The sequence below is a fragment of the Photobacterium sagamiensis genome, from assembly GCF_050337085.1.
Lineage (GTDB): Bacteria > Pseudomonadota > Gammaproteobacteria > Enterobacterales > Vibrionaceae > Photobacterium > Photobacterium sagamiensis.
Window position 1 is genome coordinate 131,558 of record NZ_JAKJSP010000012.1, and the last position, 23,657, is coordinate 155,214.

The following is a 23,657-nucleotide window of genomic DNA, read 5'->3' on the forward strand; positions in this document are numbered from 1 at the left end:
GCTCATCTGTAGCTGTATTAACGTATATAGCTGTTAGATCTTACAGCTAGTGCAGTCGTCTGAAGCATCATTTTGGCTATCAGAAGCCCCATCACGCGTATTATGGTAATACAGCGTTTTAACGCCGAGTTTATACGCGTTTAACAGGTCTTTTAGCAAGAGTTTCATTGGTACTTTGCCATTTGGCTGACTGCTTGGGTCATAGTTGGTATTGGCAGAGATCGCCTGATCGATGAACTTTTGCATAATGCCCACAAGCTGCAAATAACCATCGTTGCTACCAATATTCCACAGTAGTTCGTAGTTATCTTTGTACTTGCTGTACTCAGGAACAACTTGCTTCAAGATACCGTCTTTTGAGGCTTTTACTGACACATAGCCACGTGGTGGTTCAATACCATTGGTTGCGTTAGAGATCTGAGATGATGTCTCAGAAGGCATAAGCGCAGACAGGGTTGAATTACGCAGGCCGTGAGTCTTAATTTCTTCACGTAAGGTTTCCCAGTCGTAGTGAAGCTCTGCACTACAGACTTTATCAATATCTTTTTTGTAGGTATCGATAGGTAAAATGCCTTGCGAATACGTTGTTTCATTAAACGCAGGACAAGCACCTTGTTCTTTCGCCAAGCCAACAGACGCTTTCAACAGGTAGTACTGAATCGCTTCAAATGCCTGGTGAGTAATATTGTTTGCACTACCGTCAGAATAACGAACACCGTGTTTGGCAAGATAATAGGCAAAGTTGATAACACCCACACCAAGGGTACGGCGGTTCATGGTTGAACGACGTGCAGCGGGTAGCGGATAATCTTGGTAATCTAACAGGGCATCTAGCGCACGAACAGTAAGATCGGCGAGATCTTCAAGATCGTCTAATGTATCAATTGCGCCTAAGTTGAATGCAGACAGCGTACATAGTGCAATTTCGCCACTTTCGTCTTCAACATTGCTTAACGGCTTGGTTGGCAATGCAATTTCAAGACACAAGTTAGATTGACGGATCGGTGCCACACTTGGGTCAAACGGGCTGTGGGTATTACAGTGATCGACGTGTTGAATGTAGATACGGCCGGTAGAAGCACGCTCTTGCATCAGTAGCGAGAACAGGTCGATAGCCTTAATGGTCTTACGTTTGATGCTGCTATCTTGTTCGTATTTCACGTACAGGCGTTCAAACTCGTCTTGATCGGCAAAGAACGCGTCATAAAGACCAGGTACATCAGAAGGCGAGAACAAGCTGATGTTTGCACCTTTGATCAGGCGGGTGTACATCAGTTTGTTGATTTGTACGCCGTAGTCCATGTGACGGACACGGTTTTCTTCAACACCACGGTTGTTCTTCAGTACCAGCAGTGATTCAACTTCGCCGTGCCAGATTGGGTAGAACAAGGTTGCTGCACCGCCGCGAACACCACCCTGAGAACAGCATTTAACTGCCGTCTGGAAGTACTTGTAGAATGGAATACAACCGGTGTGGAATGCTTCACCACCGCGGATTTCAGACCCTAATGCGCGAATACGACCGGCATTGATACCGATACCAGCACGCTGAGAAACATAGCGAACAATTGAACTTGCTGTTGCATTGATTGAATCAAGGCTATCGTCACATTCGATCAGGACACAAGAACTGAATTGGCGTGTTGGCGTGCGTACACCAGACATAATTGGCGTAGGCAGTGAAATTTTGAATGTTGATGCCGCATCGTAGAAACGTTTGATGTAGCTAAGGCGGGTTTCTCTTGGGTACTTACCAAACAGGCAGGCAGCAATCATGATGTAAAGGAACTGGGCACTTTCAAAGATCTCACCGGATACACGGTTTTGCACCAGGTATTTACCTTCAAGTTGCTTAACCGCAGCGTAAGAGAAGTTCATATCGCGCCAGTGATCGATGAAGCTATCCATCTGGGCAAATTCTTCTTCGGTATAGTCTTCAAGCAAATGCTGGTCGTACTTACCTTTTTCAACAAGGTTTGTAACATGCTTATAAAGTGTTGGCGGCTCGAATTGACCATACGCTTTCTTACGCAGGTTGAAGATCGCCAGGCGTGCTGCAAGGTACTGGTAATCTGGTGATTCTTCTGAAATCAGATCCGCTGCTGCCTTGATGATGGTTTCGTGGATGTCTGCAGTCTTAATGCCATCGTAGAACTGGATGTGAGATTTTAGTTCGACTTGAGATACCGATACATTGACGAGGTCTTCTGCAGCCCAGGCAATGACGCGGTGGATTTTATCCAAATCGATAGTTTCTTTACGGCCATCACGCTTGGTAACAGTTAGCTGTTGATTCATTTTTAGTAGTTTTCCCGAAATTCCATACATCCGGTGTTTTTTTGCAACTTTAATAATAAGGCTAGCAAAGATTGTGATCTTTGTTACATTTCTTGTTGCGTGTAAAAAACACTATATATGGTGGTGTTGAGCTTATGGGGTTACAAGATAGTGATGAAGACGCTATTTTGCAAGGTGGTAGTTTTCAACCGGTTGTGGATAACTTGGGGATTCAAAATAAATAGTTAGTGCCTACTAACCCGTTCTGGTCAGACATGGCAATATTAATGAAAAAAGCAACCCGCAGATGATTGCTTTTTTTTAAAATAAAAATTTATTTTCCTTGATTTTTAGTGGTTTTAAAGCTGTTCGAGCAAGCTCTGAAAGTTGTTTGAAAAATAACTTATTTGCATTCATTTTGACTTTGCAAGGTGGTGATAAATGCTTCGGGTGTCTGCAGGATTCCGTGCGCTTCCCAGTGTTCAGGTGTATGCGATTCGCCAATATAGCCCCAGCCAGCAATGTAACGATGCATATTCGCTGCGCGAGCAGCAATCATGTCTTTTTCGATATCACCAATATAGGCACAAGTATTGTGGTCTACACCAAGTAACTCACTGGCATAAAGCAAGGGTTCGGGATGAGGCTTAGCTAAGGCGAGCGTATCACCACATACGATGGCTTGTGCTTTCAGTAGCTCCGGAAAAAACGGCAGCAGCATATCTGTCAGAAATCCAGGCTTATTGGTCATAATGCCCCAGGGGATCGCTTGTTGTTCAAGGTACGAGAGTAGCTGACGAATACCTTGGTAGATAGACGTGCCGACACAGATGTTTTGCTGGTAGTAACCGAGGAACTCCTGCCTGAGCTTGGGCAGATCAAGATGCGGAGGGATAACGCCAAAGCCTGCACTTAGCAGTCCTTTTGCACCATAGCTGGTATTGGCTTTGATTTGGGGGGCGGTAAGCGGTCCATGATCATAATCGGCCAGTACTCGGTTTGCCGCTTCTGCCATATCCGGCGCGGTATCTAATAAGGTGCCGTCGAGATCAAACAGCACGGCTTGGATGGTTTTTGTCATGCTTAAACGTCCATATAGTAATCACAAAAAAGAAAGCACTATAGGAAGCATATACTCAAACTACCTCAAGATGCAGAGTTCAGCGAGAATTCATTGGCTTTTAGTCAAGACAGCCATTTGAGTGAATAATGGTTCTATTTGGAGTAAGACAGTGAATTGGGCGTTTGAATATTGGGCTTAAATAACAGCAGGATGGATAAAAGGGCAATAACATGCCCCTTATGGCAAGATCAAGACTGGCGTGAAAAAAGTTAAGCTTTGACGGTGTGAACAATGTAGTTCACATCAACGTTGTTACCTAACCAGTAGTGATCCGTTAACGGATTATAGTGAAGGCCGATAATGTGGCGATCTTGAAGCGGGGTCGGGTCAATCATGCCAATCAATTCCGACGGACGAATAAACTTCTTATGATCGTGTGTCCCTTTAGGAACCAGCTTGAGTAGGTGCTCTGCGCCAACAATGGCAAAGAGGAAAGATTTGGTATTACGGTTCAAGGTGGAAAAGAATACATGACCGCCCGGCTTAACCATTTTGGCACAAGCAGCAATCACTGACGCCGGATCGGGTACGTGTTCAAGCATTTCCATACAGGTGACCACATCATAGGTCTCCGGATGCAGCTCTGCGTGTTCTTCCGCTGTGCGCTGAACATACTCAAGCTTCGTACCCGTCTCTAAGGCATGCAGGCGGGCAACGGTCAGGGGCTCTTTCCCCATATCCAGCCCGGTGACGTCGGCACCTTCAACAGCCATGCTTTCAGCCAGAATACCGCCTCCACAGCCGACATCTAGTACTTTTTTGCCAAACAGCCCTCCGGCATGGTCGATAACATAGTTCAGGCGAAGCGGATTGATTTGGTGAAGAGGTTTGAATTCACTCTCTAAATCCCACCAGCGCGACGCCAGATCTTCAAATTTACTGATTTCTGCCGGATCGACATTTAACTGCTTGGTCATTTTATCGCCATTTCCTTAACTGGTGGAGCATTATCCCGATTGGTATTATAGCTAAATAGCGATGACATGAAATATCTGAATGCAATAGAGAGGTGAAAATGGGGCGGCAAGTCGAAAGGGTTTAAAAGCAGTGGCTTTGATCCCACTGCTTTATAGAGGTTGCAATTATTCTGACGAGTCAATGATAGGAAAAGTTAAGAATTCAGGACTAATAGAACCTGAAAAAATGGTCATTGCTGCCAGAACTAACATAAGTGCATATTTTCCGCCGATGATGCATATCCCAATAGTATTGATTGCTGTGTCAAACATAATGATTTCTCTCATTGATGGTCAGAAATAGCTGTTAACGGTGCTGTATTAGCAGCTACACGAGCTTATTACATAGATAATTTTACGCGCAAATAAAGTATATAACTTGATAGCGATCACTTTTCGGACCGGCGTTCAGCCAGCTCAATGCAGCAATGTTCATAAAAAACGCACGGGTCGTGTTTTTACAATTGGTTGCACTTTTTTTAATCGATTGGGAGGGCCAAGGATAACGTAGTGGTTAAGGAGTGATCAGGTAGAATGGAAAATTCTTTCGAATCTTGATCGCATTGTTTCTGATTTTTCGTAATTACGCTAAATTACTCACAACATAAGCGGTTAAAGGTGTGCCTATTAAGTCGGAATTATGCTATATTCTCGCACCTTGCACGTATAAAAATACGACAGAAATTACCTGAGGGATATTGGCTCAATGAGCGATCTTGCAAAAGAGATCACGCCCGTAAACATTGAAGACGAGCTGAAAAGCTCTTATCTCGACTACGCGATGTCAGTTATCGTGGGTCGTGCTCTTCCGGATGTGCGTGATGGCCTTAAGCCAGTGCACCGTCGCGTATTATTCGCGATGAATGTGCTAGGCAATGACTGGAATAAAGCTTACAAAAAATCTGCCCGTGTGGTTGGTGACGTAATCGGTAAATATCACCCGCATGGTGATAGTGCTGTATACGATACTATCGTACGTATGGCGCAACCATTCTCGCTACGCTACATGCTTGTCGATGGTCAGGGTAACTTCGGTTCCGTTGATGGCGACTCAGCTGCAGCGATGCGTTATACCGAAATTCGTATGGCAAAAATTGCCCACGAACTTTTGGCTGACCTTGATAAAGAAACGGTCGACTTTGTGCCTAACTATGATGGCACAGAGCATATCCCTGAGGTTATGCCAACGAGGGTTCCTAACCTTCTAGTTAACGGTTCATCGGGCATCGCGGTTGGTATGGCAACGAACATACCACCTCATAACCTGGGTGAAGTCATCAATGGCTGTCTGGCTTTTATCGATAATGAAGAAATCACTATCGATCAGCTGATGGATTATATTCCTGGCCCTGACTTCCCGACTGCGGCACTGATCAATGGTCGTAAAGGTATTATTGATGCCTACCATACTGGTCGCGGTAAAGTTTACATGCGTGCTAAAGCTGATATTGAAGTTGAGAAGAATGGTCGAGAAACCATTATTGTCTCTGAGATCCCATATCAGGTGAACAAAGCACGTTTGATCGAAAAGATCGCAGAGCTGGTTAAAGATAAGAAAGTTGAAGGCATCAGTGCATTACGTGATGAGTCTGATAAAGACGGTATGCGTATTGTTGTTGAATGTAAGCGTGATGCTGTTGGTGAAGTTATTCTGAATAACCTTTACTCACAAACTCAGCTGCAAACGACATTTGGTATTAACATGGTTGCACTTGACCATGGTCAGCCTAAGCTCTTCAACTTAAAAGAGATGCTGAAGTGCTTCGTGAATCACCGCCGTGAAGTGGTGACACGTCGTACAATCTTCGAGTTGCGTAAAGCGCGTGAGCGTGCCCACCTTCTTGAAGGTCTGGCCATTGCACTGGTTAACATCGATCAAATTATCGAGTTGATCCGTAATGCACCGACACCACAAGTTGCGCGTGAAGGGCTTCTTGCTCGTCCATGGCAGTTAGGTGATGTTGCTGCCATGCTTGAGCGTGCTGGTGTTGATGCTGCACGTCCTGAATGGTTAGCGCCTGAGTTTGGTATTCATGGCGGTCAGTACTTCCTGACAGAGCCACAAGCACAAGCAATTCTTGAGCTGCGCTTGCACCGCTTAACCGGTCTAGAGCACGAGAAGATCCTTGAAGAATATAAAGGTCTTCTTGATATCATCGAAGAATTACTGTTTATCCTTGGTAGCCCTGAGCGCCTGATGGAAGTAATTCGCGAAGAACTCTTTGCAGTTAAAGAGCAGTTTAACGATGAACGTCGTACTGAAATTACTGCAGCTAGCCACGATATCGATCTTGAAGATCTAATTACTCAGGAAGATGTCGTTGTAACCTTGTCTCATGAAGGTTACGTGAAGTATCAGATCCTGAGTGACTACGAAGCTCAGCGTCGTGGCGGTAAAGGTAAAGCGGCAACGCGCATGAAGGAAGAAGACTTCATCGAGCGTCTGCTGGTAGCTAATACCCACGATACTATCTTGTGCTTCTCTAGCCGTGGTCGTATGTACTGGCTGAAAGTGTACCAGCTACCATTAGCGAGCCGTACTGCTCGTGGTAAGCCAATCGTGAATATTCTTCCGTTGGAAGAAGGCGAGCGTATTACCGCGATTCTGCCAGTGAAAGAATATGAAGCAGATAAGTTTGTCTTCATGGCAACCGCAGACGGTACTGTGAAGAAGACTCCACTGACTGATTTCAGCCGCCCTCGCAGCGCTGGTATCATTGCAGTAAATCTTCGTGAAGGTGATTCGTTGATTGGTGTTGATGTCACTGATGGCACACGCGATATCATGCTGTTCTCTTCTTACGGTAAAGTGGTTCGATTCTACGAAAGCCCTGTTATTGACGAAGAAGGCAATGCGAAAGGCGGTGTTCGTGGTATGGGACGTACTGCAGCTGGTGTTCGTGGTATTAAGCTGGCTGAAGGTGACAAAGTTGTATCACTGATTGTTCCACACAATGACGGTGACGTACTGACAGTAACTGAAAATGGTTACGGTAAGCGTACTTCACTGGAAGAATACCCAGCGAAGAGCCGTGCGACACAAGGTGTTGTGTCTATCAAGGTTTCTGATCGTAACGGTAAAGTTGTTGGTGCAGTTCAGGCTGAAGATGGCGATGAGTTCATGATGATCACCAATGGTGGTACATTAGTACGAACTCGTGTTTCTGAAGTAAGCCGTGTTGGTCGTAACACTCAAGGTGTGACGCTAATTCGTACTGCTGAGGAAGAACTTGTTGTTGGTCTTCAGCGTATTGATGAGCCAGAAGAAGTTGAACTGGATGAAGACGCTATCGTAGATGGTGAAATCGCAGTCGACGGTGAGCAGGCTACTGATACAGAAGCAACGCAACAACCTGACGCGGATTCAGAGCAAGGTGAGTCAACTGACGAAGAGTAATCGTTAGTTTGCTATGCTAATAAAAACGCAGCCCACGGGTTGCGTTTTTTTATATCTGGAAAGTCTTAATAAATAGATGATCTGTTTGATTATGGTCGAGTTGATCATTTTTCTACAAATAGTTGCCTCCAGGGGTTTTCAGATCCGCTATAAAGGTGTAAAAAAAGATAAGTTGATCCTTGTCACAGCTTGTTGTCTCAACGGTTAGTGATAAGAAAGATAAATATCCCCCAATTGCACTGCAGGAGCACGTTTTTCATCATGGAAAAAGTCTATAACTTTTGCGCTGGCCCAGCGATGATCCCAGCGGAAGTTTTAAAAAAGGTTCAGGAAGAGCTCGTTAACTGGAATGGTTTAGGAACATCTGTGATGGAAATCAGCCACCGCAGTAAAGAGTTTCTTGCTGTTGCGCAGCAATCGGAACAAGATCTGCGTGAGCTATTAGGGATCCCTGCCAACTATCATGTTCTTTTCTGTCATGGTGGTGCCCGTGGCCAGTTTGCTGCAGTACCAATGAATTTATTGGGTGATGCACAAACGGCCGATTATATGGACGGCGGTTATTGGGCGCATAGTGCCATTGCAGAAGCAAAGAAATACTGTAAGCCCAATGCGGTGGATATTACTTGTGAACGTGATGGTAAAAAAGCGATTCTGCCAGCAAGTGAGTGGCCACTTTCTGCTGATGCGCCTTTTGTCCATTTCTGCCCGAATGAAACGATTGATGGCATTGAAATCCGTGATTTACCTGATACGGATAAACCCATCGTTGCTGATATGTCATCAACGATTTTGTCTCGCCCTATCGATGTGTCGAAGTATGGTGTTATTTACGCGGGGGCACAGAAGAATGTTGGTCCTGCTGGCTTAACCATTGTGATTGTTCGTGACGATCTACTGGGTCAAGCGAAGCAAGAAACCCCAAGTATCTTTGACTATAAAGTGCTGTTCGATAAAGAGTCGATGTTCAACACCCCGCCGACGTTTGCCTGGTACCTGGCTGGTGAAGTGTTCAAGTGGCTGAAAGATCTTGGTGGCTTGGAAGCGATGCAAAAACTCAATGAGGCAAAAGCGAATTTGCTTTATGACTTTATTGATAGCTCAGACTTCTATATGAATAATGTGCACCCAGATAACCGTTCATTGATGAATGTACCGTTCCAGTTAAAGACTCCGGAACTTGACGGAAAATTCTTGGAGCAAGCTGATGCTGCGGGTTTGAAAGCACTACAAGGTCACCGCGTTGTCGGCGGTATGCGTGCGTCGATTTACAACGCAATGCCGATTGAAGGCGTTCAAGCACTGGTTAATTTCATGCAGGAGTTTGAGCAAGAAAACGCTTGATAGCTACATAATAAACTTGAGAGCTACATAATAAAAAAGCCGCGATTAAGCGGCTTTTTTATTTATTTATTTATTTATGCAGAATTCTTTCGCCAGATAACAGCGAATCGATTGTTCGCTGGCATCAAAATGCGGATAGGGTAGATTGTTAGGATCAACCCACTGCCAACCCTCACATTTGTCGGGCTCTTTTAATTCCGGTTCACCGCTGAAATCGGTCACAAGGAGCGCGATACTAATGTAATGCTTTCCTGATTCCCGGTAAGTCGCGAGGTTATTCGTCACTGCAATAACTTCAGGGTTATAAATGGTAATTCCTGTCTCTTCTTTCATCTCCCGAATGGCACATTCAGAGAAAGTCTCGCCAATTTCCAGGTGGCCGCCCGGTATTGAATAGTATGGAGCATGGCTGTTCTTTCGTTTGCCGACAAGGATCTCACCTCTGTCATTTACAGTGATGATGCCAATGCCGACTTTGGGCGTCACAGAACTCACGGTTGATCCCTTATATGATGACTGAAATTTGATTCAGAGGGGCTTGGAATAATTCAAAAAATTTATCTGGTTAGGTTACCTGCAGGTTCGCCCAAAATCTATAAAGATATGCTCGGCCACTTCAATAGGCAGTGTTCAACGAGCATCCAGGGGCTTTTAGGTAAAACAGCCCTATGAGCAAATCGGGTTCTATTTGGAGTTTAAAAAAGGTACTAGCGAACTGAGGCATTATTCGCTAATCTGCAGGAACGCCCAAAATACAGGATTGAATAAATAACAGATGGAAAGTTTAACGTTACAGCCGATAAAGAAGATCAATGGGGAAGTGAATTTACCGGGTTCGAAGAGTGTTTCTAACCGCGCACTATTATTGGCAGCGTTAGCGCAAGGTAATACTCGTCTCACCAACTTGTTAGACAGTGACGATATCCGCCATATGCTGAATGCACTAAAACAGCTGGGTGTGAACTATCAATTATCGGCTGACAAAACCGTATGTGAAGTGGAAGGATTGGGCTCAGCATTTCAAGCGGAACAAGCTCTCGAATTATATTTGGGCAATGCTGGAACTGCAATGCGTCCGTTAGCTGCAGCATTATGTTTAGCGGATGGTGAGTTTGTACTGACGGGTGAGCCTCGCATGAAAGAGCGTCCAATCGGACACCTTGTTGATGCACTACGTACTGCGGGCGCAGACGTGACCTACTTGGAAAATGAAAACTACCCGCCGCTGAAAATTAAAGGCACAGGCCTGCAAGGTGGTGAAGTTGAGATAGATGGCTCGATTTCTAGCCAGTTTTTAACGGCATTTTTGATGGCGGCACCACTGGCTAAATCAGAGACGGTTATTCGTATTAAAGGCGACTTGGTTTCAAAGCCTTATATTGATATTACGTTGCATATTATGGCGCAGTTCGGTGTCACCGTCGAAAACCGGGATTATCAGGAATTCGTTGTGCCTGCCGGTCAGACTTACCAGGCTCCTGGTGAATTTCTGGTTGAAGGGGATGCATCGTCAGCCTCTTATTTCTTAGCCGCTGCGGCGATAAAAGGCGGCGAAATCAAAGTAACGGGCATAGGTAAGAAAAGCATTCAGGGTGATGTACAGTTTGCTGATGCGCTTGCCGCCATGGGCGCTGAGATTGAATGGGGTGATGACTATGTGATTGCCCGTCGGGGTGAGTTGAAAGCCATTGATATGGACTTTAACCATATTCCTGATGCGGCAATGACAATTGCCACCGTGGCGCTTTTTGCTGAGGGGACAACCTCTATTCGCAACGTTTATAACTGGCGTGTGAAAGAGACGGATCGTTTAGCCGCAATGGCAACAGAGCTACGTAAAGTGGGTGCCGAGGTTGAAGAGGGTGATGACTACATTACTATTACGCCTCCGGCAAAACTTAAACATGCCGCCATTGATACTTATGATGATCATCGCATGGCGATGTGTTTTTCATTAGTGGCCCTGAGTGATACGCCAGTGACTATCAATGATCCTAAATGTACCTCGAAGACCTTCCCTGACTATTTCGATAAGTTAGCAATGTTAAGCCAGCCAGCATAACGGCTGACACTCTTTAGCTTGCAGAAAAAGCCCGTACCGAAGAGTACGGGCTTTTTCGTTAGCAAGGGGCTTATTTAAACAAAGGAACTGATTGGCTCATTTATGTTTTTTAGCTGTAACTTTATTATTTCTCACGTATAATACGCCCCCGTTTGATAGGCAGTTATTCTGCTTAACGAAATGATTGTTGTAACAATTTCGGAGAAAACCTATGTCTACTCACGCTCCAGTTATCACTGTTGACGGTCCAAGTGGTGCCGGTAAAGGTACGCTATGTATGCTGTTAGCAGAAAAGCTGGGCTGGAATTTACTCGATTCTGGTGCGATCTACCGCGTATTAGCACTGGCTGCAATTCATCACGGTGTTGATATTGAGTCAGAAGACGCCTTGGTTCCGCTTGCGGCGCATTTAGATGTCCAGTTTATCGCTGAAGGTGAACTGGTGAAGGTTATTCTGGAAGGTGAAGACGTATCGAACACGCTTCGTACTGAAGAGGTGGGGAATACTGCGTCAAAAGTGGCAGCGTTACCGCGCGTACGCGAAGCCTTACTTCGCCGCCAGCGCGCCTTTAGTCATGCACCCGGTCTGGTGGCTGACGGGCGCGATATGGGTACCGTGGTATTCCCGAGCGCAGAGGTGAAATTCTTTCTTGACGCGAGCGCGGAAGAACGTGCTAACCGCCGTATGAATCAGTTGCAACAAAAGGGCTTAGATGTTAACTTTGACAGCCTTTTAAGCGAAATTCAGGAACGTGACGACCGCGATCGTAATCGCTCGGTGGCTCCGTTACGTCCCGCAGGCGACGCTTTGGTGCTAGACTCTACTGATATGTCAATAGAGCAAGTAACGGCACAAGCGTTGGCTTATATTGAACAGAAATTAGATACAAAATCATTATTTGCTGAGTGATCAGCGATGCTGTCGGTTTCACGGATGAAAACTGACATTACTTTCAACCCCATGCGGTAGGATACCCATGGTTGTTTATCATATTGAAGAATAATTAAATGACTGAATCTTTTGCTTTACTCTTTGAAGAGTCTCTAAACGAAATCGAAACTCGCCCGGGTGCGATCGTTAAAGGTACTGTAATCGGTATTGAGAACGGTTACGTTCTTGTTGATGCAGGCCTTAAGTCTGAGTCTTCTATTCCACTTGAAGAATTCAAAAACGCTGCTGGCGAACTTGAAGTCGAAATTGGTGCAGTAATCGACGTAGCACTTGACGCAATCGAAGATGGTTTCGGTGAGACTAAACTTTCTCGTGAGAAAGCTAAGCGTCATGAAGCTTGGATCCAGCTTGAAAAAGCTTACGAAGAAGCTGAAACAGTTGTTGGTATCATCAACGGTAAAGTTAAGGGCGGCTTCACAGTTGAACTTAACGGTATCCGTGCGTTCCTTCCTGGTTCACTAGTTGACGTACGTCCAGTTCGTGACACTGCTCACCTGGAAAACAAAGAGCTAGAGTTCAAAGTAATCAAGCTTGACCAGAAGCGCAACAACGTTGTTGTTTCTCGCCGCGCAGTTATCGAATCTGAGAACAGCGTTGAGCGTGACGAGCTACTTGCATCTCTACAAGAAGGCATGGAAGTTAAAGGTATCGTTAAGAACCTTACTGACTACGGTGCATTCGTTGATCTTGGCGGTGTTGACGGTCTTCTACACATTACTGATATGGCTTGGAAACGCGTTAAGCACCCAAGCGAAATCGTTAATGTTGGCGACGAAATCAACGTTAAAGTTCTTAAGTTCGACCGTGAGCGTACTCGCGTATCACTAGGTCTTAAGCAACTTGGCGAAGATCCATGGGTAGCAATCGCTAAGCGTTACCCAGAGAGCACTAAGCTTTCTGGCCGTGTTACTAACCTAACTGACTACGGCTGCTTCGTTGAAATCGAAGAAGGCGTTGAAGGTCTAGTACACGTTTCTGAAATGGACTGGACTAACAAAAACATCCACCCATCGAAAGTTGTTAACGTTGGCGACGAAGTTGAAGTTATGGTTCTTGATATCGACGAAGAACGTCGTCGTATCAGCCTAGGTCTTAAGCAGTGTAAAGCTAACCCATGGCAGTCATTTGCAGAAATGCAAGCTAAGGGCGACCAAGTAACTGGTAAGATCAAGTCTATCACTGACTTTGGTATCTTCATCGGTCTTGACGGCGGCATCGACGGTCTTGTTCACCTATCTGACATTTCTTGGAATGTTTCTGGTGAAGACGCAGTTCGTGACTTCAAGAAAGGCGACGAAATCTCTGCAGTTGTTCTAGCAGTTGACGCAGAGCGTGAGCGTATCTCTCTTGGCGTTAAGCAGATCGAAGAAGACCCATTCAACAGTTACGTTGCAGTAACTAAGAAAGGCGCTCTTGTAAACGGTACTGTTACTGCAGTTGACGCTAAAGGCGCAACAGTAGAACTAGCTGAAGGTGTTGAAGGTTACCTACGTGCTTCTGAAGCATCAGTTGACCGTGTTGAAGACGCAACTCTAGTTCTTTCTGTAGGCGACGCTGTTGAAGCTAAGTTCACAGGTGTTGACCGTAAGAACCGCGTAATCAACCTATCTGTTCGTGCTAAAGATGTTGCTGATGAGCAAGAAGCAATGGCTAGCCTAAACAAGCAAGAAGAAGCTTCTTTCGGTAGCGCTATGGCTGACGCTTTCAAAGCGGCTAAAGGCGAATAATTGGGCACAGGGGGAAGCATTTTCCCCCTGAACGGTTATACTATTGAGAAACATACTAAAAACGGAGTGTTTATGACAAAGTCTGAGCTAATTGAAAGACTATGTAGTCAACAAACACATCTTTCTGCTAAACAGGTAGAAGATGCAATCAAGGAAATCCTTGAGCACATGGCGGGCACCCTCGCAGAAGGTGATCGTATTGAAATCCGTGGCTTTGGTAGCTTCTCTTTGCATTACCGTGCTCCTCGTGTAGGTCGTAATCCTAAAACAGGTGACAAGGTTGAGCTGGATGGTAAGTACGTCCCTCACTTTAAACCTGGTAAGGAATTACGCGACCGTGTTAACGCAGCGATTGCTGGTTAATAGCGAATAGAACAAAAAAACGGCATGCTGTGTAGTATGCCGTTTTTTTATGTCTATTGATCATGGTCTGACGAGTGAAAATCTTGCATAATCAACCCATCAAATTTTTGATCTAGTGAGAGGATTCACGATGAAGATAATCAGCATTCTTATTGTAGTGGTTTGCTTTTTGATCACGCTGGCACTCGGGGCTCAGAACCAAGAGTTGGTAAATTTTAATTATCTGGTTGCTCAAGGTGAGTTCCAGATGTCGACCTTATTGGGAATTGCATTTGGCTCGGGCTTTGCTATCGGCTGGCTAATTTGTGGCATGCTATATCTAAAGGCGCGCTTTTCTCGTAACCGCCTGAATAAGAAAGTCGTAAAACAGCAAAAAGAATTGGATCAGCTTCGTGCCGAGCCTGTTAAGGAATAAGATTTAATGCTAGAGCTGTTGTTCCTGTTACTTCCTATCGCCGCCGCCTATGGCTGGTATATGGGTAACAGGAGCGCTCAAAATGAACGTCAAGAGCAGTCTCATCACCTGTCACGCCAATATGTAACGGGTTTAAACCTGCTGTTATCTGATCAGTCGGATAAAGCAGTCGATCTCTTTATTGAGTTGCTTCAGGTCGATAGTGAAACCATTGATACTCACCTTGCTTTGGGTAATCTTTTCCGAAGCAGGGGTGAAGTTGATCGCGCAATTCGCATTCACCAAAACCTTATTGCCCGCCCGAATCTCACCATCGACCAACGTAACCTTGCACTGCAGCAGCTGGCAAAAGACTACATGGCTGCTGGTTTTCTCGATCGAGCAGAAAAAATATTTGAACAGTTACTTGATGAGCCCGATCACCGTGAAGGTGCCTTGCAACAATTGCTGTCTATTTATCAGCAAACGCGTGAGTGGGAAAAAGCCATAGAGATGGCGAATCAGCTCATTAAAATGGGTAAAACTAAACTTAAGCATGATATCGCCCATTATTGGTGTGAAATTGCGATGCTTGAGATGGGCGCTCAGAACCAAGATAAGGCAAAGCAATGTTTAAAGAAGGCTTTGTCTGCTGATAAGAGCTGTGTACGTGCTTCTATCACGATGGCACGCATCCTGATAAAGGATGGTGAATACAAAAACGCGGCGAAACAGCTGGAACGTGTGGCTGAGCAGGAAATCGATTTTGCTGGTGAGGCCCTGCCGCTTCTTCTTGAATGTTATGAAGCTACAAATAATGAAACTGGATGGCTGAAGTACTTACAGCATTGTGTCGAAATGAAAGCCGGGGCTACCGCGGAGTTAATGCTCGCTGATGAAATAAATAAACGCGATGGCGCTGTTATGGCCCAAACGTTTATGACTCGGCAGCTGGCAAAAAATCCGACCATGAAAGGCTTCTATCAGTTGATGGATTACCACCTTGATGAAGCCGAAGAAGGTCGGGCAAAAGAAAGTTTAACCACGTTACGAGGCCTAGTGGGTGAGCAGCTTAAAATGAAGCCTCATTACCGTTGTCGTAAATGTGGGTTTGCCACCCACTCTTTATACTGGCAATGTCCATCTTGTAAAGGCTGGGGGGCGGTTAAGCCGATTCGAGGCTTGGATGGTGAGTAATACCGTTTGGTATTTTACTGACGATTAGATTGGGTAATTTGAGAAAGGGCTTCGCTTATGGTGAGCCCTTTTCTTTAAGCTGCCTTGCCAACAATGAATTAGAAAGACGAAGTCTAAGCAGGAGATTGAATGTTAGACCCTAAAGTGATTGTCGCACTCGACTACCCGAATCAAGATGAAGCATTGGCATTTGTAGACCGTATTGAACCGGGAAGTTGTCGCCTTAAAGTCGGCAAAGAAATGTTTACTTTATATGGCCCCGACTTTGTGCGTAAATTGCATGATCGGGGTCATTCAGTATTTCTTGATTTAAAATTTCACGATATTCCCAATACGTGTTCGCGTGCGGTGGCTGCTGCTGCTGAACTAGGTGTCTGGATGGTGAATGTTCACGCCAGTGGCGGTGAGCGCATGATGACGGCTTCGCGTGAAATTCTTGAACCTTATGGTAAAGACCGTCCGCTACTTATTGCCGTAACGGTACTAACCAGTATGGAAGCAACTGATCTTGCCGGTATTGGTATATCGCGTCAGCCACAAGAACAGGTATTAAGCTTGGCGAAACTGACCAAGAACAGCGGCCTCGACGGTGTTGTTTGCTCGGCTCAGGAAGCAAGCTTGCTGAAATTAGAGCTAGGTAATGAGTTTAAATTGGTAACACCTGGTATTCGTCCTGCCGGTAGTGCTGCGGGTGATCAACGCCGCGTAATGACCCCAGTCGAAGCGATTCAGGCGGGTTCGGATTACCTGGTGATCGGCCGTCCAATTACCCAAGCTGCAGATCCTGCGGCGGTACTGGCTGAGATCAACAAGTCACTGGCTTAATTGATTTAAAGCAAAAAGCAAACGTTTGTCTAACCCCGCACCAGCGGGGTTTTTTATTTGAGTGATTTTTACCGTTATTTCTTTTGGGTCACAAATACCCAAGTAACCTCAAGATGCTCGTTTCAGCGAGAATTTCCAGGTGCTAAGGTAAGGCGCTGATTTGCAGATATAGTTGCTCTACATAAAAATCAGCAACGCAACATTAGTGCCTGGAAAACTCGCCCTTCGGGAGTGATCCAGCCAGCTCACTTCTGTGTCAAATGCACTCGAAAGGACCAGTCATTCCTTCGCACATTTTCCTTGAACTGAACTGGCTGGCATCACTCTGAATCCTGCATCTTGAGGTAACTTGGGTATACACTTATATTTGTGTATGTGACATCAGGGATGGGCTATGGGCCAGCCATTTGATCTTTATTCTCCTTTCTGGGGGCTGATAATCGCGTTGCTGCTAGGGGCCATTATTGGCACTCAGCGTGGCTGGGTATATCGCAACGAAGCTGCGGGTTCCCGTGTCGCCGGGATAAGAACCTACTCATTGATTGGCTTGATGGGGGGGATTTCCGGGCTGTTAGCGATGGCATTTTCTGAATTGATTTTTGCTTTTTCGCTGATTGCGCTGGCGATTGTTATTGCTGTTGCCTATGTCTATAGCCAGAAAGTGAAGGCCGATCTGAGTATTACGGGCCTGATCGGCATGCTCATCACCTTTATGCTGGGCTCATTGTCGGTTGTTGGTGAGCCCGTGATTGCAGCGTCAGCTGCTGTGATCACAGCACTTATTCTGGATAACAAAAAAGAACTCCATGATGCTCTGAAAAAGCTGCAGGAATATGAACTGGATGCGGCTTTGCGGTTTCTGCTGATTTCAGTCGTTATGTTACCGTTACTGCCAGATCAAGGTTTTGGTCCCTGGTTGGCGATAAATCCTTATGAGATCTGGTGGATGGTGGTCTTGATTGCCGGGATTTCATTTGTCGGTTATTTTGCAATTAAAATTGGCGGGGCGGAAAAAGGGATCCTATTTACCTGTCTTTTTGCCGGACTGAGCTCATCGACCGCATTAACGGTGCAATTTTCCAATTTGTCAAAGCAGCAGCCACATCTCAGTGGTTTGCTGGCCAGTGGCATTTTACTGAGCTGCGGTACGATGTTTCCACGCATTCTGTTTGTTTGCTCGGTCGTAAACAGGCAGCTCATTGACTTATTGTGGTTACCAATGGTGTTGATGATGCTTGGTTTTTACCTGCCAGCCTGGTGGATTTGGCACCGTTATAAGGCTGTAGATTGTGAACAGCCTCAGGTAGCGCAAAAACCACTGGTTCTGTCATCGGCACTGTTTTTTGGTTTAGTGTTACTGCTTATTATGCTGTTATCAAATGCACTGCAAGAGTGGTTTGGTAACACCGGGGTTTTGTTGTTATCGGCAGCATCCGGGATCACGGATGTTGATGCGATCACTCTGGCATTAGGGCGACAGAGTAAAGCTGAGCTTTTGATTGGAACGGCAGGTTTGGGTATTTTTATTGCGGCCGCGGTCAATAGTCTGGTTAAAATGGCAATGGCTTTAACTATCGGGTCTAAAACGTTGGGCAGGTATGTTGTGATCCCGGTGATCAGTTCGGTCATCATCGGTGGCAGTGCCGTTTTTCTTGCATCTTGATATAGATAAGGGAAGCGTTCAAGCTTCCCTTTGTATCAGAATTTTTTAATTTTCGCAGATAGGCATATTATTAATCAGTTTGGTATTAGCAACTGATCTTCGGCGTCGCACGACTGATGCGTGAAGTTCTGTCGTGGGTAGGTGCCGAAAAGTGGCTATCGAGCAGCTTCTGCGTTAACGGGTGTTGCGGATTACTGAATACTTCATCTGTCGGTCCTCTCTCAACCACCTCGCCATTTTTCATCACCATGACTTTATCGCTGAAGTGTTTGATCACGCCCATATGCTGGGAAACATAAACATAGGACAGCCCCATTTCCTCTTGCATCTCCAGCAACAGGTTAAGGATCTGCGAGCGCATTGACATATCCAAGCCGTTTAAGGCTTCATCTGCCACAATGATACAAGGCTGCAGGATCAATGCGCGAGCCAGTGAGACACGCTGTTTCTGGCCTGTCGCCAGCATTTGCGGGTAAAAGTAGGCGTGTTCGGGTAATAAACCAACGCGTTTGAGGGTTTGCATAATACGACGCTCACGCTCTTGCGGCGTCATATTGGTGTTTCGTTTTAATGGGCCTTCCAGAATACGACCGATCTGAATTCGTGGATTTAGCGCCGTGTTTGGGTCTTGAAAAATCATCCGGATCAGCTTGCAACGGGTCTTGAAATCTTTCGGTTCAAGCACCTCACCGTTTACCCGAATAATGCCATCGGTTGGCTCTACTACACCAGCGAGCATTTTGGCCAATGTCGACTTACCTGAGCCGTTTTCACCCATGAAAGCGATAGTTTCACCGGCATTGAGAGAAAACGAAACCGGTTTTACGGCTTCAATCGTACGGCGGCGAAACAGCCCGGAGCGGTAATGATAATCTTTTTTCAGATTTTCGACTTCGAGTAGCGCACTCATTTCTTTGTTTCCTCCATATTTAGCGGGAAGTGGCAGCTAAACTTATGGCTTTTGATTTTCTGTCGTTTAGGTACCTCAACACACTTACGCTGCGCATGCGGACAGCGGGGGCCGAGTCGACAGCCAATCGGTAAATGTTGCAGCGGAGGAATTGAGCCCGGCAAGGTTTCAAGTTTACTTTTGTGGGCGATATTCTTGCTAAAATCAGGCATCGCCCGTAATAATGCTTCAGTATAAGGATGATGAGGCGATTCAAGTAATTGCTTACGGCTACCAGATTCGACCGATTGCCCGCAATACATTACCGTTATACGGTCTGCCCATTGGGTAACCATGGTTAAATCATGGCTGACTAACAGAATAGTTGTATTACTCAGCTGATTCATGCGACTTAGCAAACGGAAGATCTGAGCCTGAGTGATTGGATCAAGATCATTGGTCGGCTCATCGGCAATGAGCAGGCGAGGGCGGTTGGCGATAGCCATTGCAATCATCACTTTCTGACATTCGCCTTCGGTCAGCTCATAAGGGTAACTATTCATGACCCGTTTATGCTCTTTGATCCCCACTTTGTGCAAGAGGGCAATGGCTTGTTTTTGCCGCCATCGTAATCGGTGCCACCATTTACCCGAAAAGGATGATGACGGGATAGCTTCTTCAAGCTGTTCACCGGCTTTTTCTGATGGATCAAGGCAGGATGAGGCTTCCTGAAAGATCATCGCAATTTCGCGCCCGACGATTTTACGGCGTTCGCGTGGCGAAAGTGTGAGTAAATCGATGTCACCTAGCCGCATACGGTCTGCACTGACTCGCCAGTTATCTTTGGTTACACCGGCAATGGCTTTGGCAACCAAACTTTTACCGGAGCCTGATTCACCCACTAGGCCACGGATTTCACTCTCGTTAATGGTCAGGCTCATGCGATCAACCGCCTTGACCATTCCCTGAGGAGTATCAATTTCGATGGTCAGGTTTCGAATATCGAGTAATGGCATTAATCAATCCCCGCATTTAAAGCTTGGCGGAGTCCATCTCCTACTAAGTTTACTACTAATACACTGAACGTGATTGCCAACCCTGGCAATGTGACTGTCCACGGTGCCAGAAAAATTAATTCAATTGAATCACCCAGCATTGCTCCCCACTCTGATGAAGGCGCTTGTGCCCCTAATCCCAGAAAGCCTAAAGCGGCAATATCTAAAATGGCGATAGAAATTGCCCGGGTTAATTCGGTGGTGACGACTGGTAAAATATTGGGCAAGATCGAGTTATACAGCAGATAAAAATCATTGGCACCATCTAAGCGCGCAGCGATGATGTAGTCTTTTTCAACTTCGTTATGTACTGCGGTATAAATCGCGCGGATAAAGCGAGGGATCAATGCCAGCCAGATAGCCAACAGAATATTATTTTCCCCTGGCCCCATATATGCCACCACAATAATAGCGAGAAGCAGCGAGGGAATAGAGAGTACCGTGTCTAATGCATGGTTAAGGATGCTTGATTTCAGGCCACGGGTCATACCCGCCAGGACACCGATAGCAAAGCCTATTACACCGGATGCGAAAGCGATAAGCAGCGCGTAGCCAAAAGTAAGCTGAGATCCTAGCAGCAAGCGCGTTAACATATCGCGGCCTAAATCATCGGTCCCAAAGAAGAATGCAACATGGCCCGCCGGATCCCACGATGGAGGCATTAACAGTTCGGCAACTTGCTGGTATGGCAGATACGGTACCAGCCATTGGGCCGTGATGGTGATTAACATCAGAAACAGCAAGCACCACAGGCCGAACATCGCGAGCGAGTTAGCACGGAAATTTAGCCAGGAGCGTTCCCATTGGGTCGGAATTTTCTGCTCCTGGTAAACGTTATTTGAGAGCATACCATTCCTTCCTTACGAGTGGGTTAACCGCAGCCCCTGCAAGATCTGACAGGATATTGGCAAGCAGTGTAAAGCTCGCCACGGTAATGACGCCAGCCTGAATAGCAACGTAGTTTTGTTCAGAAATAGCATTCAGTAGCCAACGACCTATTCCCGGCCAGTTGAAGATAGATTCAGTCAGCATGGCGAAGGTCATCATGGTTGAAAACTGCATCCCGAGTTTTGGAATTATGGGGGGAATGGCGTTTTTCATGCCGTGGCGCATTACAATTTCAAACATCGATAAACCTTTAGTTTGTGCCACTTTAATGAAGTTTTGGGTCATGACTTCCGAGAACGATGAGCGGGCTAAACGAATAATTTCGGTTGTCGGGGCCATGGCTAATACCAGCGTCGGCAGGATCAGGTGCTGAATAACATCAAGCAGCGCATCGGTACGGTAAGGTTTGTCTGACAAAAGCACGTCAATAAGCGCAACACCGGTAATATGATCAATTTCATACAGTAAGCTATATCTGCCTGCGACTGGCAGCCAACCTAAATTTAGCGAAAATAAAAAGATTAATAGCATTGCAAGCCAAAACAGGGGAATGGAATATCCCAGCAAGGTGATGGAGGAAATAACGGTATCAACAATGCGGCCTCGGCGTACGCCTGCCAGGGTACCGACAGGGATCCCAACCAGCAGCGATAACATGAAAGCAAAGAAACACAGTTCCAGGGTTGCTGGGAAGACAGCTAGGACTTCCTGAGTAATTGGTTCTCCATTGAGGTTCAAGCCAAGGTTACCTGACGCTAAATTCTCTACATAGAGTAGCCAGCCACTCCATAACGGTTGATGACTCCATAATGAGTTCTGGTCGAGGCGTAAGATACTGAACCCGATCATCGTTAGTATGGCGAGCGTAATAATAAAGAGGTTCAGGCGACGAATGGTATAAATAAACATGTTCTACTCGCTTCGGTAAACACTTGAGAAAGAGCGAGTGCCAAACGGACTCATCTGTAATCCACCTAAGGATTTATGGTGAACCTGAAAGTGCACACCGTGTGCTAGTGGAATGATCGGTACTTGTTCATCCAGTACATCCTGGGCAAGTTGGTAATAATTCAAACGCTGATCGATTTTAGTGGTACGTAAGGCAAGTTCAAGCAGATTATCAAATCTCAGGTCACACCAATTAGCCACGTTTAAACCCGCTTGTTTGGCATTACATGATAGCAGCGGACGCAGGAAGTTATCCGGATCACCATTATCGGCAATCCAGCCCGTTAAAATCAGATCGAAACCGGTCGTGTCACCGACACTGATGCGATTACGCCTTTCCTGATGCGAGACGCTGACCTGAATACCGACGGCATTGAGATCTGCCTGGATCAGCTCAGCCGTCTTTCTCGGGCTGGGGTTATAGGGGCGGGGCTCAAGCGCTACCCTCATGGTTAATTTCAGGCTCTTGTCATAGCCCGCTTCGTTCAATAGGGCTACCGCTCGCTCCGGTGAAAAATCCAGTGACTGGCTATTGTGGTTGTAGGCCCACGACAACGGAGGCAACAGGCTTTTGGCTTTGGTGCCGGTACCGTAATACACCGAGTTCAGCAGGTTTTCTCGATTTATTGCCAAATTGATGGCTTTTCGTATTCTTAAGTCTTGCAGTACAGGCTTGTCGTTATTGATGGCAAGAAAAGCGACATTCATACCTGTCTGAGCCATTAATTCAAAATCCGGGTTATCGGTGATAACCGGTAACTGGCTGGCAAGGGGGGAAGACAGAACATCACACTCGAGGCTTAACAGTTTGGCCAACGTGCCAGTGCCACGAGAGGAAATATCAAACACCACCTGCTCCATCGGTGCTGCACCTTGCCAGTATCCCCAGTGGCGCTTAAGGCGGATCAAGTCATTCGGGGTGTACTGGTCAAGATAAAAAGGTCCGGTACCAATCGGCTTCATATCCAGTAGGTTGAGCCGACCGGCTTTGATCAGCTGCTGGCCATATTCCTGCGAATAAATGACGGCATAGCTGGTTGCAAGGTTTGACAAAAAGGAATTATCCGGCCGGATCAGAGTGAATTTTACGGTGTGTGAATCCAGTGCCTGAATATCTTTAATCAGATGAGCAAAATCGAGGCTTTCAAACCAGGGATAACGGCCTCCGGACACCTTGTTAAAAGGGTGGTTGGGCTCAATAACTCGCTTGAAACTGAATATGACGTCTTGTGCGTTGAGCTGGCGGCTTGGTTTAAACCAGTCTGTAGACTGAAACTCAATCCCTTTACGCAGAGCAAAAGTATACTCAAGCCCATCATTACTGACTGACCAGCTGCGAGCGAGACTTGGCAGTGGTTGGTGGCTGACGGGATCTAGCAGCAACAGGCGGTCGAAGATTTGTGCCGCCAGGGTATCGACAGTAAGCCCGCCATCAGTTAATTGTGGGTTGAACGTCGTCGGCGTGTCTTGCCCGCAATAGACAAAGCCGCGGCTACGAGTATTGCTATCTTGTTGAGGTTCACTGCACCCCAATAGGCCGAAAAGGCTGAAACAAGCAAGGAGCAGACGAGAATAGGCACTCATATTGAAAAGGAAT

General features: G+C 46.1%; 19 protein-coding genes. 10 read left to right on the forward strand and 9 right to left on the reverse strand.

Translation table 11 applies throughout. The features are described from left to right. Positions 1 to 33: 33 nt before the first annotated feature. The 3 genes from nrdA to ubiG all read right to left on the reverse strand — a co-directional run bounded on the left by nrdA (position 34) and on the right by ubiG (position 4,317). Positions 34 to 2,298, reverse strand: coding sequence for a class 1a ribonucleoside-diphosphate reductase subunit alpha (gene nrdA, locus L4D76_RS02935; RefSeq protein ID WP_428439436.1), 2,265 nt, complete (start codon positions 2,296 to 2,298; stop codon positions 34 to 36). 382 nt (positions 2,299 to 2,680) lie between these two features. Beyond that, entirely contained in the window at positions 2,681 to 3,358 is a 678-nt protein-coding gene (locus tag L4D76_RS02940; RefSeq protein ID WP_428439437.1) for an HAD family hydrolase, read from the reverse strand. Between the two features lie 251 nt (positions 3,359 to 3,609). Further along, complete coding sequence (gene ubiG / locus L4D76_RS02945) at positions 3,610 to 4,317, reverse strand: bifunctional 2-polyprenyl-6-hydroxyphenol methylase/3-demethylubiquinol 3-O-methyltransferase UbiG (RefSeq protein ID WP_428439438.1); 708 nt, start codon at positions 4,315 to 4,317, stop codon at positions 3,610 to 3,612. 745 nt (positions 4,318 to 5,062) lie between these two features. Here ubiG and gyrA point away from each other — a divergent pair. Both gyrA and serC read left to right on the forward strand, forming a co-directional pair. Beyond that, positions 5,063 to 7,753, forward strand: coding sequence for a DNA topoisomerase (ATP-hydrolyzing) subunit A (gene gyrA / locus L4D76_RS02950; RefSeq protein WP_428439439.1), 2,691 nt, complete (start codon positions 5,063 to 5,065; stop codon positions 7,751 to 7,753). A 261-nt stretch (positions 7,754 to 8,014) separates the two neighbouring features. Continuing rightward, complete coding sequence (gene serC, locus L4D76_RS02955; RefSeq protein WP_428439440.1) at positions 8,015 to 9,097, forward strand: 3-phosphoserine/phosphohydroxythreonine transaminase; 1,083 nt, start codon at positions 8,015 to 8,017, stop codon at positions 9,095 to 9,097. Between the two features lie 66 nt (positions 9,098 to 9,163). Here serC and L4D76_RS02960 read toward each other — a convergent pair whose 3' ends face one another. Beyond that, the gene (locus L4D76_RS02960) at positions 9,164 to 9,592 is read right to left on the reverse strand and encodes a nucleotide triphosphate diphosphatase NUDT15 (protein ID WP_428439441.1); all 429 of its coding nucleotides are present in this window, start codon (positions 9,590 to 9,592) and stop codon (positions 9,164 to 9,166) included. Positions 9,593 to 9,872: 280 nt separating this feature from the next. Here L4D76_RS02960 and aroA point away from each other — a divergent pair, with 280 nt between their 5' ends. From aroA to L4D76_RS03000, 8 genes are all read left to right on the forward strand, one after another. Next, positions 9,873 to 11,159, forward strand: coding sequence for a 3-phosphoshikimate 1-carboxyvinyltransferase (aroA, locus tag L4D76_RS02965; RefSeq protein ID WP_428439442.1), 1,287 nt, complete (start codon positions 9,873 to 9,875; stop codon positions 11,157 to 11,159). 211 nt (positions 11,160 to 11,370) lie between these two features. Then, the gene (cmk, locus tag L4D76_RS02970; RefSeq protein ID WP_428439443.1) at positions 11,371 to 12,069 is read left to right on the forward strand and encodes a (d)CMP kinase; all 699 of its coding nucleotides are present in this window, start codon (positions 11,371 to 11,373) and stop codon (positions 12,067 to 12,069) included. 98 nt (positions 12,070 to 12,167) lie between these two features. After that, on the forward strand, positions 12,168 to 13,838 hold the full coding sequence (gene rpsA, locus L4D76_RS02975) for a 30S ribosomal protein S1 (protein WP_428439444.1): 1,671 nt from the start codon (positions 12,168 to 12,170) through the stop codon (positions 13,836 to 13,838). 72 nt (positions 13,839 to 13,910) lie between these two features. Then, on the forward strand, positions 13,911 to 14,201 hold the full coding sequence (ihfB, locus tag L4D76_RS02980; RefSeq protein ID WP_428439445.1) for an integration host factor subunit beta: 291 nt from the start codon (positions 13,911 to 13,913) through the stop codon (positions 14,199 to 14,201). A 130-nt stretch (positions 14,202 to 14,331) separates the two neighbouring features. Beyond that, complete coding sequence (locus tag L4D76_RS02985) at positions 14,332 to 14,616, forward strand: LapA family protein (protein WP_428439446.1); 285 nt, start codon at positions 14,332 to 14,334, stop codon at positions 14,614 to 14,616. A gap of 6 nt (positions 14,617 to 14,622) precedes the next feature. Continuing rightward, a complete protein-coding gene (gene lapB / locus L4D76_RS02990; protein WP_428439447.1) occupies positions 14,623 to 15,792 on the forward strand; it encodes a lipopolysaccharide assembly protein LapB in 1,170 nt (389 codons plus the stop codon). Between the two features lie 129 nt (positions 15,793 to 15,921). Further along, positions 15,922 to 16,617: an orotidine-5'-phosphate decarboxylase gene (pyrF, locus tag L4D76_RS02995; protein WP_428439448.1), complete on the forward strand. Its 696-nt coding sequence runs from the start codon at positions 15,922 to 15,924 to the stop codon at positions 16,615 to 16,617. Positions 16,618 to 17,011: 394 nt separating this feature from the next. Further along, positions 17,012 to 18,280: an MgtC/SapB family protein gene (locus L4D76_RS03000; protein WP_428439449.1), complete on the forward strand. Its 1,269-nt coding sequence runs from the start codon at positions 17,012 to 17,014 to the stop codon at positions 18,278 to 18,280. Positions 18,281 to 18,365: 85 nt separating this feature from the next. Here the strand turns inward: L4D76_RS03000 and L4D76_RS03005 are convergent, their stop codons facing one another. Genes L4D76_RS03005 through sapA form a run of 5 tightly spaced genes read right to left on the reverse strand, consistent with a single transcriptional unit; the run spans position 18,366 to position 23,644 of the window. Next, complete coding sequence (locus L4D76_RS03005) at positions 18,366 to 19,190, reverse strand: peptide ABC transporter ATP-binding protein (protein ID WP_428439450.1); 825 nt, start codon at positions 19,188 to 19,190, stop codon at positions 18,366 to 18,368. Beyond that, entirely contained in the window at positions 19,187 to 20,185 is a 999-nt protein-coding gene (locus L4D76_RS03010; RefSeq protein WP_428439451.1) for a peptide ABC transporter ATP-binding protein, read from the reverse strand. Before L4D76_RS03010 ends, L4D76_RS03005 begins: the two co-directional genes overlap by 4 nt. Further along, positions 20,185 to 21,072 (reverse strand): putrescine export ABC transporter permease SapC, encoded by an 888-nt coding sequence (sapC, locus tag L4D76_RS03015; RefSeq protein ID WP_428439452.1) that lies wholly within the window; start codon positions 21,070 to 21,072, stop codon positions 20,185 to 20,187. Before sapC ends, L4D76_RS03010 begins: the two co-directional genes overlap by 1 nt. Then, positions 21,059 to 22,021 (reverse strand): ABC transporter permease, encoded by a 963-nt coding sequence (locus L4D76_RS03020; RefSeq protein ID WP_428439453.1) that lies wholly within the window; start codon positions 22,019 to 22,021, stop codon positions 21,059 to 21,061. The genes sapC and L4D76_RS03020 overlap by 14 nt, the downstream gene beginning before the upstream one ends. 3 nt (positions 22,022 to 22,024) lie before the next feature. Then, positions 22,025 to 23,644, reverse strand: coding sequence for an ABC transporter substrate-binding protein SapA (gene sapA, locus L4D76_RS03025; RefSeq protein WP_428439454.1), 1,620 nt, complete (start codon positions 23,642 to 23,644; stop codon positions 22,025 to 22,027). Positions 23,645 to 23,657 lie beyond the last annotated feature (13 nt).

Excerpts from the sequence above, each read along its gene's own strand:
- sapA (WP_428439454.1), bottom strand. The coding sequence starts at position 23,644 with ATGAGTGCCTATTCTCGTCTGCTCCTTGCTTGTTTCAGCCTTTTCGGC.
- L4D76_RS02985 (WP_428439446.1), top strand. The coding sequence starts at position 14,332 with ATGAAGATAATCAGCATTCTTATTGTAGTGGTTTGCTTTTTGATCACG.
- lapB (WP_428439447.1), top strand. The coding sequence starts at position 14,623 with ATGCTAGAGCTGTTGTTCCTGTTACTTCCTATCGCCGCCGCCTATGGC.
- L4D76_RS03010 (WP_428439451.1), bottom strand. The coding sequence starts at position 20,185 with ATGCCATTACTCGATATTCGAAACCTGACCATCGAAATTGATACTCCT.
- serC (WP_428439440.1), top strand. The coding sequence starts at position 8,015 with ATGGAAAAAGTCTATAACTTTTGCGCTGGCCCAGCGATGATCCCAGCG.
- L4D76_RS02940 (WP_428439437.1), bottom strand. The coding sequence starts at position 3,358 with ATGACAAAAACCATCCAAGCCGTGCTGTTTGATCTCGACGGCACCTTA.
- ubiG (WP_428439438.1), bottom strand. The coding sequence starts at position 4,317 with ATGACCAAGCAGTTAAATGTCGATCCGGCAGAAATCAGTAAATTTGAA.
- cmk (WP_428439443.1), top strand. The coding sequence starts at position 11,371 with ATGTCTACTCACGCTCCAGTTATCACTGTTGACGGTCCAAGTGGTGCC.
- L4D76_RS03000 (WP_428439449.1), top strand. The coding sequence starts at position 17,012 with ATGGGCCAGCCATTTGATCTTTATTCTCCTTTCTGGGGGCTGATAATC.
- ihfB (WP_428439445.1), top strand. The coding sequence starts at position 13,911 with ATGACAAAGTCTGAGCTAATTGAAAGACTATGTAGTCAACAAACACAT.
- gyrA (WP_428439439.1), top strand. The coding sequence starts at position 5,063 with ATGAGCGATCTTGCAAAAGAGATCACGCCCGTAAACATTGAAGACGAG.
- rpsA (WP_428439444.1), top strand. The coding sequence starts at position 12,168 with ATGACTGAATCTTTTGCTTTACTCTTTGAAGAGTCTCTAAACGAAATC.
- L4D76_RS03005 (WP_428439450.1), bottom strand. The coding sequence starts at position 19,190 with ATGAGTGCGCTACTCGAAGTCGAAAATCTGAAAAAAGATTATCATTAC.
- nrdA (WP_428439436.1), bottom strand. The coding sequence starts at position 2,298 with ATGAATCAACAGCTAACTGTTACCAAGCGTGATGGCCGTAAAGAAACT.
- L4D76_RS03020 (WP_428439453.1), bottom strand. The coding sequence starts at position 22,021 with ATGTTTATTTATACCATTCGTCGCCTGAACCTCTTTATTATTACGCTC.
- pyrF (WP_428439448.1), top strand. The coding sequence starts at position 15,922 with ATGTTAGACCCTAAAGTGATTGTCGCACTCGACTACCCGAATCAAGAT.
- sapC (WP_428439452.1), bottom strand. The coding sequence starts at position 21,072 with ATGCTCTCAAATAACGTTTACCAGGAGCAGAAAATTCCGACCCAATGG.
- aroA (WP_428439442.1), top strand. The coding sequence starts at position 9,873 with ATGGAAAGTTTAACGTTACAGCCGATAAAGAAGATCAATGGGGAAGTG.